This is a genomic window from Paraliobacillus quinghaiensis (genome assembly GCF_003426025.1).
Classification (GTDB): Bacteria; Bacillota; Bacilli; order Bacillales; family Amphibacillaceae; genus Paraliobacillus_A; species Paraliobacillus_A quinghaiensis.
On the sequence record NZ_QJSH01000009.1, the window covers coordinates 1 to 15077 of the forward strand.

17 protein-coding genes are annotated in these 15077 nt (G+C 34.6%); 13 read left to right on the forward strand and 4 right to left on the reverse strand.

The window, feature by feature from the left end; all coding sequences use genetic code 11:
• Together D2K40_RS07580 and D2K40_RS07585 are read left to right on the forward strand one after the other, a co-directional pair.
• Positions 1-227, forward strand: a 227-nt coding sequence (locus D2K40_RS07580; RefSeq protein WP_162879168.1) for a zinc ribbon domain-containing protein, incomplete at its 5' end; no start/stop codon positions are given.
• A 536-nt stretch (positions 228-763) separates the two neighbouring features.
• A complete protein-coding gene (locus D2K40_RS07585) occupies positions 764-1633 on the forward strand; it encodes a DMT family transporter (RefSeq protein WP_117154592.1) in 870 nt (289 codons plus the stop codon).
• Positions 1634-1788: 155 nt separating this feature from the next.
• On the opposite strand, the gene D2K40_RS07590 is transcribed toward D2K40_RS07585, so the two are convergent.
• Positions 1789-3045, reverse strand: coding sequence for a BaiN/RdsA family NAD(P)/FAD-dependent oxidoreductase (locus D2K40_RS07590; protein ID WP_117154595.1), 1257 nt, complete (start codon positions 3043-3045; stop codon positions 1789-1791).
• A gap of 286 nt (positions 3046-3331) precedes the next feature.
• Between D2K40_RS07590 and D2K40_RS07595 the strand changes: the two genes are divergently transcribed.
• Both D2K40_RS07595 and D2K40_RS07600 read left to right on the forward strand, forming a co-directional pair.
• Positions 3332-4969 (forward strand): putative polysaccharide biosynthesis protein, encoded by a 1638-nt coding sequence (locus D2K40_RS07595; RefSeq protein WP_117154598.1) that lies wholly within the window; start codon positions 3332-3334, stop codon positions 4967-4969.
• Between the two features lie 11 nt (positions 4970-4980).
• Positions 4981-5703, forward strand: a complete 723-nt coding sequence (locus D2K40_RS07600) for a pseudouridine synthase (protein WP_117154601.1) — start codon at positions 4981-4983, stop codon at positions 5701-5703.
• A gap of 41 nt (positions 5704-5744) precedes the next feature.
• Here the strand turns inward: D2K40_RS07600 and D2K40_RS07605 are convergent, their stop codons facing one another.
• Positions 5745-5963 (reverse strand): HTH domain-containing protein, encoded by a 219-nt coding sequence (locus tag D2K40_RS07605; protein WP_117154604.1) that lies wholly within the window; start codon positions 5961-5963, stop codon positions 5745-5747.
• Positions 5964-6117: 154 nt separating this feature from the next.
• Between D2K40_RS07605 and D2K40_RS07610 the strand changes: the two genes are divergently transcribed.
• The 4 genes from D2K40_RS07610 to D2K40_RS07625 all read left to right on the forward strand — a co-directional run bounded on the left by D2K40_RS07610 (position 6118) and on the right by D2K40_RS07625 (position 10013).
• A complete protein-coding gene (locus D2K40_RS07610) occupies positions 6118-7134 on the forward strand; it encodes a potassium channel family protein (RefSeq protein WP_117154607.1) in 1017 nt (338 codons plus the stop codon).
• A 404-nt stretch (positions 7135-7538) separates the two neighbouring features.
• Complete coding sequence (thpR, locus tag D2K40_RS07615) at positions 7539-8096, forward strand: RNA 2',3'-cyclic phosphodiesterase (RefSeq protein WP_117154610.1); 558 nt, start codon at positions 7539-7541, stop codon at positions 8094-8096.
• A 12-nt stretch (positions 8097-8108) separates the two neighbouring features.
• On the forward strand, positions 8109-9026 hold the full coding sequence (locus D2K40_RS07620) for an NERD domain-containing protein (protein ID WP_117154613.1): 918 nt from the start codon (positions 8109-8111) through the stop codon (positions 9024-9026).
• Between the two features lie 183 nt (positions 9027-9209).
• A complete protein-coding gene (locus D2K40_RS07625) occupies positions 9210-10013 on the forward strand; it encodes a phosphotransferase family protein (RefSeq protein ID WP_117154616.1) in 804 nt (267 codons plus the stop codon).
• Here D2K40_RS07625 and D2K40_RS07630 read toward each other — a convergent pair.
• On the reverse strand, positions 9997-10281 hold the full coding sequence (locus D2K40_RS07630; RefSeq protein ID WP_117154619.1) for a YtzH-like family protein: 285 nt from the start codon (positions 10279-10281) through the stop codon (positions 9997-9999). The genes D2K40_RS07625 and D2K40_RS07630 overlap by 17 nt on opposite strands.
• 91 nt (positions 10282-10372) lie before the next feature.
• Here D2K40_RS07630 and trmB point away from each other — a divergent pair, with 91 nt between their 5' ends.
• A complete protein-coding gene (gene trmB / locus D2K40_RS07635; protein ID WP_117154622.1) occupies positions 10373-11011 on the forward strand; it encodes a tRNA (guanosine(46)-N7)-methyltransferase TrmB in 639 nt (212 codons plus the stop codon).
• 55 nt (positions 11012-11066) lie between these two features.
• On the opposite strand, the gene D2K40_RS07640 is transcribed toward trmB, so the two are convergent.
• A complete protein-coding gene (locus D2K40_RS07640) occupies positions 11067-11378 on the reverse strand; it encodes a PepSY domain-containing protein (protein ID WP_117154625.1) in 312 nt (103 codons plus the stop codon).
• 163 nt (positions 11379-11541) lie between these two features.
• On the opposite strand from D2K40_RS07640, the gene D2K40_RS07645 reads away from it, so the two are divergent.
• From D2K40_RS07645 to D2K40_RS07660, 4 genes are all read left to right on the forward strand, one after another.
• Positions 11542-12609, forward strand: a complete 1068-nt coding sequence (locus tag D2K40_RS07645; RefSeq protein WP_117154628.1) for a M42 family metallopeptidase — start codon at positions 11542-11544, stop codon at positions 12607-12609.
• Positions 12610-13282: 673 nt separating this feature from the next.
• Positions 13283-13795 (forward strand): DUF84 family protein, encoded by a 513-nt coding sequence (locus D2K40_RS07650; RefSeq protein WP_117154631.1) that lies wholly within the window; start codon positions 13283-13285, stop codon positions 13793-13795.
• Positions 13796-13927: 132 nt separating this feature from the next.
• Positions 13928-14443, forward strand: coding sequence for a hypothetical protein (locus D2K40_RS07655; protein ID WP_117154634.1), 516 nt, complete (start codon positions 13928-13930; stop codon positions 14441-14443).
• A gap of 249 nt (positions 14444-14692) precedes the next feature.
• Positions 14693-15004, forward strand: coding sequence for a thioredoxin family protein (locus D2K40_RS07660; RefSeq protein ID WP_117154637.1), 312 nt, complete (start codon positions 14693-14695; stop codon positions 15002-15004).
• Positions 15005-15077: the final 73 nt, after the last annotated feature.

The window sequence follows — 15077 nt, forward strand, 5'->3', positions numbered from 1 at the left end:
CGTTTTATCAATTAAAGCAATTTATCAAAGAAAGGGCTTTAAAATTCAATATTCCGGTTGTTGATATTAATCCATATAAAACGAGTCAAACTTGCTTTTGTTGTAAACATGCAGATAAAGGGAATCGACACAATGAAACATTCAAATGCAAAAAATGCCGATACAAAAACCATGCTGATTTAAACGCGGCTAACAATATTGCAATTAGCACTAGCTTGGCGGTGTAGGTGATTGACGTCGTAAGACGGATTTCACTGATAGTCCAAGTGCCTGTGCGGTATAATCCGATGCAGGAGTCTCGTGTGGTACGAGATATAGCGGTCATGTTCGAAAGTGGGTCAGAAATGGAACAACACGGGTAATGTCGTGAGATAGAGCCTCCACCGTAATGAGCCGCTCCCACGTCTCTTTGAGAGGTCATCCCTGGGAAGCTCGGTATTTCAATGCCGAGAGGATATCACATATTAAATTAATGCTATCCGTTTGTTAAACACTCGATATTGAGATTATCTTTAGTCTACAACTAATCTTCAACTTCACTGTTTTTATCTCTATCCCCTGCCGACTAAAAATCGAGATATTCTTTTAATAGATACCTCATTCATATTGCATGTGATCCAACTTAGGTTTTGGTATGAGAAATTAAAGGAATGATCATTTATACCTGTTTAAAAATAATGTGTTTGGTCCTTCAATATACGTTATTAAGTTCAGGTTAGATTTCTAATAGCTCGTGTTATTTTTTCTCTTTAGGAGGTATACAATGAGGTTTTTAGGTATAGTTTTTGTTATGCTAGCCGCTATATGTTGGGGCATTAGTGGGGTAATTGCCGATATTTTACTAAACAAAGGCTGGGATCCTATTGTGATTTCACTTTACCGAGGGGCTGTTGGATTTATATGTTTTTTCACGTGGTTTCTCTTTCGCTTTAGACAAAATTGGATCTTCTCTACTTGTTTATTATTATGGTCCATATTGGCAGGCGCTGGTATTGCGGGAAATTTCACTTTTTATTTTGTGAGTATCCAAGCCTCAAGTATTGCTGTTGCCGCTACTTTAATGTACACCGCACCTCTATTCGTCCTTTTAATCTCCTTTTTATTTAAAATAGAACGTTCTACATGGTTTAAATGGGGATGCATTTCAGGTGTACTTATCGGGATTATATTGCTAACAGGTGCCTACAACACTGAATCGATTTCAGTGAGTTTTATAGGGATATTTGCGGGACTTGCTTCTGGATTTTCCTATGCTTTATTCATATTTGGTTTTAAGAACGCTTCTTCTACCGGAAATCCGGAGAGCACCTTAACAATCGCTTTTCTTTCATTTAGTTTCATTGTTTTTCTTTTTACAGACAATGATGAAGTAGCAAGGGCAGTGACATCAAGCGACATAGGGTGGTTTCTTCTATTAGGGATTATAGGTGCAGGAATATCATTTATATTTTATGTGATTGGCATACGTTGGGTGTCCCCCACAACTGCTTCGATGGTCGCTATGTTAGAGCCGGTGACAGCTTCATTATTTGGCGTTCTCCTTATTGGTAATCATTTGACCATCGTTCAAATTCTTGGAATGGTGCTCTTACTAGTTACAATCACCGGACTTAGTGTAAAGCAGTCCCACTGATCAATGCGGATAAAAATTGTCTTGTAGTCGTAAAACAGCACCAAAACACTCATTAATTTAGATCTAATGTATGTTTTGGTGCTGTTTAATTAATCGTATAATTTTTATCCTAATAAGTTTACTTAATCTAGATTGTGCAAAATCAGCATTAAAGCCTAACTGACTTCCCAGGCTGCATGCATTCCTGCAACCCGTCCAGTAACAAGAGCAGATGTAATATTGTAACCACCGGTATAGCCATGAATATCTAAGATTTCTCCACAGAAATATAAACCATGCATTATTTTTGACTGCATTGTGTTTGGAATTACTTCTTTAATTGATACTCCACCTCCAGTTACAAAAGCTTTTTCAATCGGTTGACTACCATAAATATGGAACTGGAAACTTTTTAGATCATCTACAAAGGTTTGTATCTTTTCCCGGGAAATATTTGCTGATTTTATGTCTGATTGAATATCGTTCTTTGACAATAAATAATCTAAGTAACGCTCAGGAACAATTCCTTTTAAGATATTTCGTACTGTTTTTTTAGGGTTATCTTCTAATTTAATTGTTATTTCCTCTAATAGCTGTTGCTCGGTTTGATCAGGTAATGCATCAACTTCCATTACTACCTGTCTAGCACCTTTACGCAGTTCTTTCACAACATATTGTGAGCATCTTAGAACGGCTGGTCCGGAAACTCCGAAATGAGTAAAGAGCATGTCCATACGATGTGTAATAATTGTTTTTCCTTTAGGGTTAAGAACAGAAAGTCCAATGTCTCGTAGAGCTAATCCTTGTAGTGACTTATCTTGTATAAATTTCTCATTAGAAAGTAATGGTACCTCTGTTGGGTATAGATCTGTAATAGTATGTCCAGCTTCTTCAGCCCATTTATAGCCATCACCAGTTGAGCCAGTATGTGGAACAGCTTTACCACCTACAGCTATAATAACTGCTTTTGTTTCTATTTCTTCATGATTTGACAACGTAATAGTATGCTTTGTTTCGCCATATTGAACAGCATGTACAGGCGCGTTTTTTTTAATGGTTACTTTTAATTCAGTTAATCGGGTTAGCAATGCGTTAACTACATCTTTTGCTGCATTGCTTACTGGAAACATTCGTCCATGATCTTCTTCTTTTAACGGAACATTCAATTGCTCAAAGAAATCAATAATATCATAATTATTAAAAACAGAAAAAGCACTATATAGAAAACGTCCATTTCCTGGGATGTGTTTTATTAATTCATCTTGTGGTAATCGATTGGTTACATTACAACGACCGCCGCCTGAGATAGCAAGTTTTTTACCTAATTTATTTCCTTTGTCAATTAATAAAGTGGTAGCACCATTCTCAGCAGCAGCGATAGCAGCCAGTAAACCGGATGGTCCTCCTCCAATAACAATTACATCGTAAGTCATAGTATTCATCCTCTCTACATGTAACGAAATATCTATTATACACTTTTTCTTACTTAGCACACAAAATTACAGCATCTAATACTAGAAAGAAATCTTTTTTAATTTGTTAAATTTCTCAAATGAAGAATCTACTCTATACTTTAATATACTACATCTTTGTAGGTACCTTGGTATTTTTCAATCCAAATCAAATTAGAATGTTAAAAATTCATGTTAAATACTATCACATTTTTGTATCTATGATAAAATAGTAACATTCGATTATAAAAGAAATTAAGGTGAAAATATGTCAAAGTCAAGCATATTACGTGGAACAATGTTATTAACAGGTGCGACATTTCTTTCTAAATTACTTGGAATGATCTACACAATTCCATTTGAAAGTATGGTCGGTGCAGAGGGTGGTACTTTATATACTCTTGCATATGTACCATATACTATATTTATTAGTTTATCTACAATAGGAATTCCGTTAGCCGTATCTAAATTTGTATCTAAATATAATTCTCTTGGTGATTATCAAACAAGTAGGAGGATGTATAAGTTAGGATTACAATTTATGGCTATTACAGGATTAATTTCATTTCTTGTGCTATTTTTTGGTGCAGAACTACTAGCTGGTATATATATTCCTGATAATGCAGAAGGAATAACAGTAGAAGATGTAACAATGGTTATAAAAATGGTTAGTTTTGCTTTGCTGATTATACCTGCAATGAGTATTACTAGAGGTTTTTTTCAGGGACATCAATCGATGGGACCAACAGCGATCTCACAACTAGTTGAGCAAATCGTTAGGATTTTCTTTTTACTTGGTTCTGTTTTTATTATTATAGAATTAATGAATGGGTCTATTACAACAGCAGTTGGTTTTGCAACATTCGCTGCATTTATTGGTGCAATTGCATCTGCATTGGTATTATATTGGTATTGGAAGAAGAGAAAACCGTATTTAGATCGTGAAATGAATCAACAAGTAACTACATATGACATTCCAAGTAACGCCTTATTTAAGGAATTATTTCGTTATGCAGGTCCGTTTGTTGTGGTTGGACTTGCAATACCTCTTTATCAGCAAATTGATGCCCTCACATTTGAACGTACGATGTTTGCTCTTGATTATGCAAAAGATTTAAGAGTAAATGCTTTTTCTACAATTACTTTATATGGGCATAAGCTTGTGATGATTCCAATTACATTAGCTACTGGACTTTCTCTAGCAACGTTACCTGTCTTGACAAAATCATTTGTAGATAAAAATATGGAACAGGTTTTTAAGCATATTAATCAATCGCTACAAATTATTATTTTATTGATTTTGCCAGCAGTTGTCGGGATGTCTTTACTTGGTACAGAAATTTGGGGAGCATTCTATGGGATTAATGATTACATTGACTTAAATGGATCATTATTAAGCTGGTATGCGCCAGTCGCGCTGTTCTTTGGTCTTTTTGCTGTTACATCATCTATTTTGCAAGGAATCAATCAACAGAATTTTGCTGTTATTAGCTTACTATCTGGACTGTTACTAAAAGGATTATTAACAATTCCTTTGCTGCAGTTAACTGGACCTAAAGGAGCAGTAATTGCAACAATGATTGCTTCGTTTACGACAGTGTTACTAAATGTATGGCGTATAAAAGTATCTATTCAATTTCCAACCCGTCAACTGGTTAAACGAACAACATTAATAGTGATATTAACGTTTATAATGGGTCTAGTTGTTAGTATCAGTAAATGGTCGCTTCATTTTTTGATTGATTACCAAGATGGGAGATTAGAAAATATCATCGTCTTAATTATTACTATAACAGCAGGTGCAGGTGTTTTTTTGTGGCTCAGTTATCAATCGACCTTATTGGAACGTATTTTAGGTGGTAGAATACGAATTATAGATAAAATTTTCAGAAGAAAGCATTCTTAAAGGAGATATATATGAGAATTGATAAATTATTAGCAAATATGGGATATGGCAGTCGAAAAGAAGTAAAGCAACTATTGAAAAAGGGCGCAGTCTCACAAAATGAAACCGTAGTGAAAGATGGTAAACAACAAGTAGACCCAGAGAAAGACGTAATTACTATTTTTGAGGAGCAGGTAATTTACAAGCCGTTTGTGTACTTCATGCTTCATAAACCTAGTGGAGTAATTACTGCCACAGAAGATAGTAGAGAAACAACGGTCATCGATTTGTTAGAACCTGATGATCTTGTTCTTAATCCTTTTCCAGTTGGACGTTTGGATAAAGATACAGAGGGATTACTGCTTATCACAAATGATGGCAAACTTGCACATCAATTGCTATCACCTAAGAAAAATGTAGGCAAAACGTATTATGCAGAGATAGAGGGAGAAGTAACAGAAGCAGATATTCAGGATTTTGCTGTTGGTGTAACGTTAGATGATGGATATCTTACAAAACCTGCAGAGTTGGAGATTATAACAAGTGGTGAGCAGTCAAAAATACATGTAACAATCACAGAAGGAAAGTTTCATCAGGTAAAAAGAATGTTTGAAGCAGTTGATAAAAGTGTTCTCTATTTAAAACGGATTTCAATGGGTGAGTGGAAGCTAGATGAAGCATTAGAAAAGGGAGAATATCGAGAGTTAACTGACGAAGAATTATCGTATTTAAGCACATTGACAGCAAAAAAATAAGCTGACAAATACAGGTAGTCAGCATTGTTATATAAAAATAGTTATGAAATTTTTACTTTCTTTTCTGTGATTTTCCATGTTCCGCGGTTTGGACTAGTCACTAAGCCGTTATATTCCAATACATTGAGATCTCTTTGAACTGTCCTGTCAGTAATACCAAATTCTTCGGCAATTTCTAATGTAGTGACAGGCCCGTTTTCTCTAATAAACATATAGACAGCTTTTACTCGCGTAAGCATACGCGTTGTTGATTGATTCAAAAAACCACTCCTTAATGGTGACATTAGACTTGTGGTGAACCTGAATCTTGAAGTTACCTCCATTTTACACCTTTTTATCCAGAAACGCTAGTGATTCAACTAATTTTATAAACGATTAAAAATAATTAAATTTAAAATAAAGGAGGAGATATAGGTGTATCTTTTAAAACGAATTGTACGTAAAATGGTTCATATTAGTAATATTGTCTTGTTTATAGCCAGCTTATTATTAGTGTTGACTACCTCACTATTAATTGTATTAGTTGAAAGTGAAAACTTTCCTACTTTTTTTGAGGGGTTTTGGTGGGTTATGACAACTGTTACAACAGTGGGATATGGGGACTATTACCCGGTCACAATGGCAGGGCGAATAATTGCAATATTTCTTTATATATTTGGTATAGGTCTTGTGGGTGTTGTTATTGGTAAAGTTGTAGATGGTTTAGCAATGTTCCGTAGAAAAAAAGAAGAGGGTGATATTGTGTATAAAGAAAAAAATCATTACGTTATTATTGGTTGGTCACAGAAAGCAAAATTTGCTGTTAATGAAATGTTACAAACGTCAAATAATATTGAAGTAGTAATTATAGATAATCTAGAAAAAGCTCCTATTTTAGCAGAGAATATTCATTATATTAGAGGACATGCATCTGAATTAGCAACTTTAGAAAAAGCCAATATCTCAAAAGCACAATCAGTATTAATTTTTGCGGATGATACAATAAATGATGATCAATTGTCAGATGGAAAAACACTATTAATCGCTTCTGCAATTGAGTCTTTCGCTCCAGAAGTTCACACAATTGTTGAAGTAATGGAAGAAGAGCACATTAAGAATTTTGAGTTCATGAAAGTGGATGAATTTATCGTATCAACAGAAACTATTTCCTCGTTATTTGTTCGATCTGCCTTTCGAAAAGGAATTTCAAATGTGTATGGCCAGTTACTACGCCGTAAGTATGGGGATGATTTATACTATGTTCCACTATCAAAAGGATGGAAAACATATCGAGATGCCTTTAACACATTGCTAGAACAAGGAGCTACTTTAATAGCGGATCGAAATAATCTAAGCATTAACCGTATGCTAGATGAGTCAATACCATCTGATGCTGAGTTATATGTGATTTGTGATAAAGTAACCATTGAAAAAATTCGTCTAGAAAGTTAACCTGCTATCTAAGATGATTCTTTTATGACTGATTTTATATAAAATGTGCATTAAGTCTCTGTTTCTCTGACCCGCTCCTCAAATGAAATTGGATCCGCTAGTAATCGCGTCTAATAAGGATGGTGTTGCATTCCTCTTTCTTGAAAAGTCACTTAGATTAAGCTGCAGATAAATGCGAGACTCCTGTGGGAAAGGAACAGTCTGAAGTCCCCACAGTAAGCGATTTTTGGCCTGAGGTTACTCGGCCCACCGAAAACATTTGCTTACGAGGAGGCTGAAGCGTTCCCCACGGAAAGCGAGTGTTTTTCGAAAGCGTGGGAATACCGCTTATTTTACAAAGAAGAATTAAAGCTATTGCGCTTTTATATCAACTCGGTATTTAAAAAAAGAGGGAGGTGTGATATGTGGAACAGGCACATTATTTTTTTGCTATTCCGTTAGCATCAGATGTGAAAAGTTGGTTATACGATTGTCAACAGAAATTACAAGATAAAGGATTAACATATAAGCAATGGGTAGGAATCGATGATTTTCACATAACCTTAAAATTTTTAGGGGCAACTAGTGATATGACGAAACAACAACTAATCGATGAGGTAAAACAAATTGAAACGCCAGCGCCATTTCAACTGAAATTAGGTAATTTCGGCTGGTTTGGTTTAAGTGACAAACCTCGAGTTGCGTGGATTGGTGTAGAAAAATCACTAGAATTAGTGCAACTGCAACAGCAAATAGATAAAACTACTGAACAATATGGTTTCAAGAAGGAAAACAGACCGTATCGTCCACATATTACTTTAGGAAAAAGGTGGCTGGGTTCTGAAGCAGTTAAGAGTGAATTAGAATCTTTAGAAAGACAAATATCAGAACCAATAACAATAGAGGTAGATCGTTTTGTACTTTATCGTATATACCCAAATAACACACCAAAATATCAAAAAGTAAGTGAGTTTAAGCTCTGATGGGGTGGGGAAATGGCACAATTAATAAAATTAGAAAATTATATATCTAGATATCAAAAAGATCCCTTTCATTATCCAGGACAATTTATCCGCTTAAAACAAGAAAATTGGCGCAAACTTGTTCAAACATGGGAACAGCAGTTACAAATTGAAACTGAAATTGATGAACAAGATGAACCTGCTGAGAATTTATCAAAATGGAAACAATTTTTTCATCGAAGAGAACAAGTAGAGAGTGAAATGGATGAAGAATCTATAATAGAAGATTTACCTGCTACAAAAGATGATCTAAAGCAATATTTCTTAAATATGTTATTACCTTTTCAGTTAAAATGGGCTTCTACCACAATTCAAGAAATGTCCTTTTTAGATCGCTCCTATTATGATGATTTGACACTTAAATATTTCTTGCAGCGTTTTCCAGATACTTTTTTGTTATTGTATCGTCCAGTGTTTCAATTTAAAAATGCTGCTATGGACGGAGATATTATTTTAATCACACCAATTGGTATTAATATTATTCGATTAATTGAAATTGATTCAACGAAACGACTAATAGCTGGTGATGATCGCACCTGGTACTCTGAAGAGAATAATGTACGATCTCGTTTATTAAGCCCAATGCTCTCATTAAAACGTACAGAAAAAATAATACGAAGCATATTGTCTGTAAATGACTTAGAAATACCGATAGAGAAGGTTGTCTTATCTCGGACAAATAGCATTGATTTTAATACAGAACCATATCTAACAACCTTTATTGGTAAAGAACAGCATGAACAATGGTTGAGTGAAAAAAGAAACTTTATATCCCCTTTAAAACATAATCAGTTAAAAATTGCAGAAGCTCTATTACAATTCTCTGATACAATCTCGGTAAGACGTCCAGAATGGAAACAAGATGATTCAGAAAAAGATTTTAATTTGTGATAAAAAGACTTATGAAACCTAGTTTCTGCAATAAAATAATTCATTTTAAACTTATGGTTATATATAGTTATTAAATTTTTCTCTTGATATTCACCCCCATTATGCGTTAATCTAAATTTACCGTCTTTTTTTTGAACGTGTATAAATGAACGTAAAAGTATGTAGAAATGGAAGGTGAAGGACGTGCAGGATATTCTTGGCGACGAATGGATAATCGCATCAGCAGGCGGATCAACCGGTGAAGCTTACTATGCACATAATGAGAATAAACGTCTCTTTCTAAAACGTAATTCATCCCCTTTCCTAGCTGTTTTATCAGCACAAGGCATTGTACCAAAATTAGTATGGACAAAACGTCTAGAAAATGGCGATGTTATTACAGCACAAGAGTGGCTTGAAGGTAAAGAATTAAATCCAGAAGAAATGCAACATCCTAAGGTAGCACATTTACTTGGTAAAATTCATCATTCTTCTGAGTTGTTAGATATGTTAACGCGTATGGGGAAAAAACCAATTGATCCAGAAAAGATCTTACTAGACCTAAAACAAAAAGTATTTGAAAGTCGCCTAGTTGCCTTTCCTGTTGTTTTACATCAGGTATTTAAGTATTTGCAAGATAAACTAAGATTTATGTATGACGTCAAACAAGTTGTTTGCCATTGTGATTTAAATCATAATAACTGGTTATTGTCTCAAGTTGGTCAATTATATCTAATTGATTGGGATAATGCACAAATCGGTGATGCTGCTATTGACTTGGGTATGCTATTACATTGGTATATTCCTGAAGCAGATTGGAATGAATGGTTAAAGAGCTATGATATAAATAATAATAATCACTTGCTTACTCGTATGCATTGGTATGTAATGATTGAGGTAATTTCATCGTATATATCCAAACTAAATAATGGACAAGAAAAAGAAGCCGTTCAACAATTACAAGAGTTGAAACGACTATTAGATCGAGCAATTAGTTATGAGAAGTAGCTATATGTTGGAGCCAATTTTCTAAATTTGCTTGGTTTGTTGTAATATGTTGTTCAAGATTTTGAGCAATTTCTCCTTGGCGTCCATAATTATATATTTCTGGTAATAGCTGTGATAAATGTTGGTCATCTACAGCTTGTTTAGCCATTAATGATTGAACAAGCCGTTTGATTTGTTGGCATTCAGCTATACTACCACAAGCATCTTCAGCTTGTTCACTTAAAATATCAGCTAAAACATTTAATTGATCATAGGCATTTAAAGCCATTGATATCCACCACCTTCTTTTATATTTTTCACCGTCACAAGTGAAATATACTATCAAATAAATAAATAATCCTAATAAAGGAGAAACAACAATGCGCGCACGAAATAAACCTTGGGCAGATGATTTTTTGAAAGAACACGAACAATTTGTGACATTATCTGCAGAAGAGCGAAAAAATAATTGGCAATCTGTATTTAAAAGGGACCAACCAATTCAATTAGAAATTGGCACGGGAAAAGGTCAGTTTATTATGGGAATGGCTGAACAGTTTTCAGATGTTAATTTCATTGGAATTGAAGTTGCTAAAAGCATTATAATAAGTGCTGTTCAAAAAGCAGTAGACAAAAAACCGGACAATGTTCATTTCATTAATGAGGATGCAAAAGATCTACGTTTACTTTTTGCTGATAATGAAATAGATAAAATATATCTGAATTTCTCAGACCCATGGCCCAAAACAAGGCATGCTAAAAGGCGACTAACTTATAAAACATTTTTGGAACAGTATAAGCAAGTTTTAAAAGAAAATGGAGAGATTGTCCTAAAAACCGACAATCGGCAATTATTTGAGTACTCCTTAGTTAGTTTTTCCGAGTTTGGTATGGTATTAGATGAAGTAAGTTTAGACCTTCATGAACTCCAAGACCCAACAAATATAATGACAGAATATGAAGAAAAGTTCTCTGCTAAAGGACAAAACATCTATCGTTGTCGAGCGCATTTTAAATAGTAAAAAACGAGCCTACAGCTATATAGCTATGGGCTCGTTTTTTACTAACTATGTTTTATGCAGACTCTTTTACATCAATGATAGAACCAGTATTTGCATCAACAAAAAATTCAAATTGCTTATTAAGATTATCAATTGTACGTGTTATTCCTCCACGGTACACAGAATAATCTAAGCCATTGTCAGTGAATGTTTCTGGTTTCATATATATCCATGATCCACTCACTGGTCCGTGCTTTTTAAATGCCTCTTTTGCTAATTTTAAAGCATTTTCAGGTTTAATTGGTTGCTTTGTCATTTGGTCTTTTGCTGCATAACCGATTACTGCTCCAATTCCAGCTGCGCAAATTATGTTCTTCCAATTCATTTTGTCACCTCTACTAGTAAATTTATTATTAGTATAACTTATTTTGTGTCAATTAGAAAATGTTCTTACATAGGATGTTCGATTTATATCGAAAAAGTGGTAATGAGGATCTATTTTAGATACAATTAGGATATGTTGCTATAAAACATGGGAGGTTATACATATGAATCAAGAAACAAAACAGTTATTTCGAACATTAACTGAATTACAAGGTGCGGCGGGTAATGAGCATCATGTTAGAAAATTTATGCGTGGTGAATTGGAAAAGTATTCAGATGAGGTAATACAAGATAATTTAGGTGGTGTTTTTGGAATAAAACAAGGTAAGGGGCCGAAAGTTATGGTTGCTGGTCATATGGATGAAGTAGGGTTTATGATCACACAAATTACCAAAAACGGGATGCTACGGTTTCAAACACTAGGCGGTTGGTGGTCGCAAGTATTGTTAGCACAACGTGTTCAAATTATGACAGATAATGGTCCTATAACTGGAGTGATAGGTTCCATACCACCTCACAATTTGACAGCAGAACAACGTGCAAAGCCGATGGAAATAAAAAATATGTTAATTGATATTGGTGCAGATGATGAAGAAGATGCTAAATCGATTGGTATTAAACCAGGCCAGCAAGTAGTTCCAATTACTCCATTTACACCGATGGCTAATGAAAAGAAAATTCTAGCTAAGGCGTGGGATAATCGATATGGCTGTGGCCTTGCGATTGAGTTATTAAAAGAACTTCAAGGTGTTGAGACACCAAATCAACTTTATTCTGGTGCAACTGTACAAGAGGAAGTTGGCTTACGTGGGGCACAAGTAGCAGCAAATATGATTCAACCTGATATTTTTTATGCTTTAGATGCTTCACCAGCAAATGATATGTCTGGTGATGATAAAGAATTCGGTCAGCTTGGTAAAGGTGCGTTACTACGAATTTTTGACCGTTCTATGATTACACATCGTGGTATACGTGAATTTATCTTAGACACAGCAGAGTCAAACAACATACCATATCAGTACTTTATTTCTCAAGGTGGTACAGATGCTGGACGAGTTCATATATCAAATGAAGGTGTTCCATCAGCAGTGGTTGGTATCTGTTCACGTTATATTCATACTCATGCATCGATGATTCATGTTGATGACTATGCAGCAGCTAAGGCATTAATTGTGGAATTGGTTAAAAATACAGATGCTAATACAGTTGAACAAATTCGAAAAAACAGTTAATCATATACGTATTTTTATTTATAAGTGGGGGCATTTGTACCTCACTTTTTCTTTGGATTTGTTTCTTAATGATCTTCGGTGCAATACTTTAATAAACGCCTTTTTCTAAAAAATTGTTGCTTATGGCACAATTTCTATAAACTACGTCGTAAAAAGAATTTTCGGATCCGCTCCTCAAGCGAAATCGGCTCCCTTTCCGCAGGCACGGCTTCAGCTAACTCGAAGGCAAAAAGCGCCTTCGAGTGGATCTTCAGCACGTGGGGCTGCGATTACTCGCCCCATCAAAAACATCTGCTGTTCCTGCAGGAGTGTCACCGATTTCGCTTGATACGCTAGTGTTGTTCACAAATTAAGAAGAGTTTAAAATGCTTTATTTAATTAAAACGCAAGATAGCGGTAATAGAGAGTGCATGGTATATGAAAAAAGATGCGCTATCTAGCGAAGGAATCAAAGGCTTTTCACTCCTACGGGAACAGCGCGAGCCGAAAATCCATTTTTAGAAGTGCATTTTCTTCTAAAAATTAGTTGAGGTCGTGCCCGTGGAAAGGGAAAGCCTTTGATTCCGTAGTGGGTTAGTAACTTACGTTACTAGTTACGACGGAGTTTATATCAAGTCCGAATATAAAAATAATAATATTTACGAAAAGAACCTTAATAAAAGGAGTATGCAAAATGGCTATAATAATTGGTTCAAAAAACCCAACTAAGGTAAAAGCGGTACAAGAAGTTTTTAACAATCAGATAGTGTATGCAGAAGATGTTCCTTCAAATGTTTCTAATCAACCATTATCTGATGAAGAAACATTAATGGGAGCTTCTAATCGCGCAAAACAAGCTATTGATTTAAATAATGCTGAGATAGGTATAGGCCTAGAGGGTGGCGTGATGGAACTTGATGGAATGACTTATTTATGTAGTTGGGGAGCTATGATAGATAAAAAAGGTGTTCAATTCAATGCAAGTGGTGCTAGAATTCCTTTACCCATAGAAATTACAGAAGGTTTACGACAGGGGAAGGAACTAGGTGATCTGATGGATTTATATGCGCAAAAACAGGATGTTCGTAAGAATGAAGGAGCAATAGGTATTTTTACTAATAATTTAATTGGTAGAAAAGAGATGTTTGTTCATATTTTAAAACTTATGAAAGGTCAACATGAAATTTACTATAAAAACAAAGTTTAAGGTTAAGATTTTCTTCCATTAATGAAAAAGTGAATTTTTTGTGACATGTAAATCAAATCTTGTCAAATTGAAAATTCATAGTATGATAGGAAGAGGGAAAAAAGAACTATATAAGCAGGAGGAAAATCGAAAATGAAAAAAATCGTTGGACTGCTATTTGCTTTATCAAGCGTTAGTCTACTTTTTCTTAGTGCATGTGCCCCTACAGAAGAGGAAGCGCTTAATTTAGTTGAGGAAGCGGCTAAAGCCACATTTGAAGCTGATACTATTGAACCTAATCAAGAAGTAGAGGGTTTTTCGGTATATTTACCTGATGACTTTGAGATTGTAGAGGAGACCGAGAGTAATCTTCTATTAGAATCAGGCGATCAAATGTTCATATTATTTTATAATGCTCTAGAAGCTAGTACAAGTCAACTAAATTACCAAACTGCAGAAGCAAATGATAATTATTCTTTATTACAATCATTTGAAGATAACGAACGTTTTGGCTATGTTAAGGTTGCAGAAACAGAAGAAATTTATGAATTACAAGTGGGGGTAGGTGGCGTTAAGATTACGACACAAACAACCCTTGAAACTATGGAAGATGATACTATAGCTATGATGCAAATGGCGACTTCTATTGCTTATACAGACCAAAATTAAACTAACCATGACTTCAATCTTTTATTTTTTGAAATGGTCAATGTTAAATGAATAGGACAAGCACCTCTTCTTTTGGTGTATGACCGTATCCGAACAACTAGGATACGGTTTTTCTACATTTTAATCTGTTTTCTTGAGATTAATGATTAGTTTGTGTAAGATTAACAAAGAAAAGGTAGTGTAACTTTTAAAATACATACTATAGTCTTTTAGACGATTAAAATACAATGATACTAGGAGGAAGAAAAAATGAGAACATTGCAATCAGAAACAGAATTGGAAACCATAATATTAGAAGGAAAAACAGTCCTGTTGTTTTCAGCAGATTGGTGCCCAGATTGTCGGGTTATCGAACCATTTTTACCCGAATTAGAAGAAAAATATGCTGACATTACTTTTGTTTACGTGGATAGAGACAAGTTTATCGACACGTGCATAAAGTATGATATTTTTGGAATTCCTAGCTTTTTAGCTTTTGAAGATGGTAATGAAGTTGGTCGTTTTGTAAGTAAAAATCGTAAATCAAGAGAAGAAGTAGAAGCATTTTTGAATAAGATCTAAATATTTCTTGAGTGATACAGTAAGAGCTTAATTTCTTTTAAGTGTTAATAATAAATGCTACAATAGCTATCGT

Coding starts and splice junctions, on each gene's coding strand:
- D2K40_RS07585 (WP_117154592.1), top strand. CDS start 764: ATGAGGTTTTTAGGTATAGTTTTTGTTATGCTAGCCGCTATATGTTGG.
- D2K40_RS07590 (WP_117154595.1), bottom strand. CDS start 3,045: ATGACTTACGATGTAATTGTTATTGGAGGAGGACCATCCGGTTTACTG.
- D2K40_RS07595 (WP_117154598.1), top strand. CDS start 3,332: ATGTCAAAGTCAAGCATATTACGTGGAACAATGTTATTAACAGGTGCG.
- D2K40_RS07600 (WP_117154601.1), top strand. CDS start 4,981: ATGAGAATTGATAAATTATTAGCAAATATGGGATATGGCAGTCGAAAA.
- D2K40_RS07620 (WP_117154613.1), top strand. CDS start 8,109: ATGGCACAATTAATAAAATTAGAAAATTATATATCTAGATATCAAAAA.
- D2K40_RS07630 (WP_117154619.1), bottom strand. CDS start 10,281: ATGGCTTTAAATGCCTATGATCAATTAAATGTTTTAGCTGATATTTTA.
- trmB (WP_117154622.1), top strand. CDS start 10,373: ATGCGCGCACGAAATAAACCTTGGGCAGATGATTTTTTGAAAGAACAC.
- D2K40_RS07640 (WP_117154625.1), bottom strand. CDS start 11,378: ATGAATTGGAAGAACATAATTTGCGCAGCTGGAATTGGAGCAGTAATC.
- D2K40_RS07645 (WP_117154628.1), top strand. CDS start 11,542: ATGAATCAAGAAACAAAACAGTTATTTCGAACATTAACTGAATTACAA.
- D2K40_RS07650 (WP_117154631.1), top strand. CDS start 13,283: ATGGCTATAATAATTGGTTCAAAAAACCCAACTAAGGTAAAAGCGGTA.
- D2K40_RS07655 (WP_117154634.1), top strand. CDS start 13,928: ATGAAAAAAATCGTTGGACTGCTATTTGCTTTATCAAGCGTTAGTCTA.
- D2K40_RS07660 (WP_117154637.1), top strand. CDS start 14,693: ATGAGAACATTGCAATCAGAAACAGAATTGGAAACCATAATATTAGAA.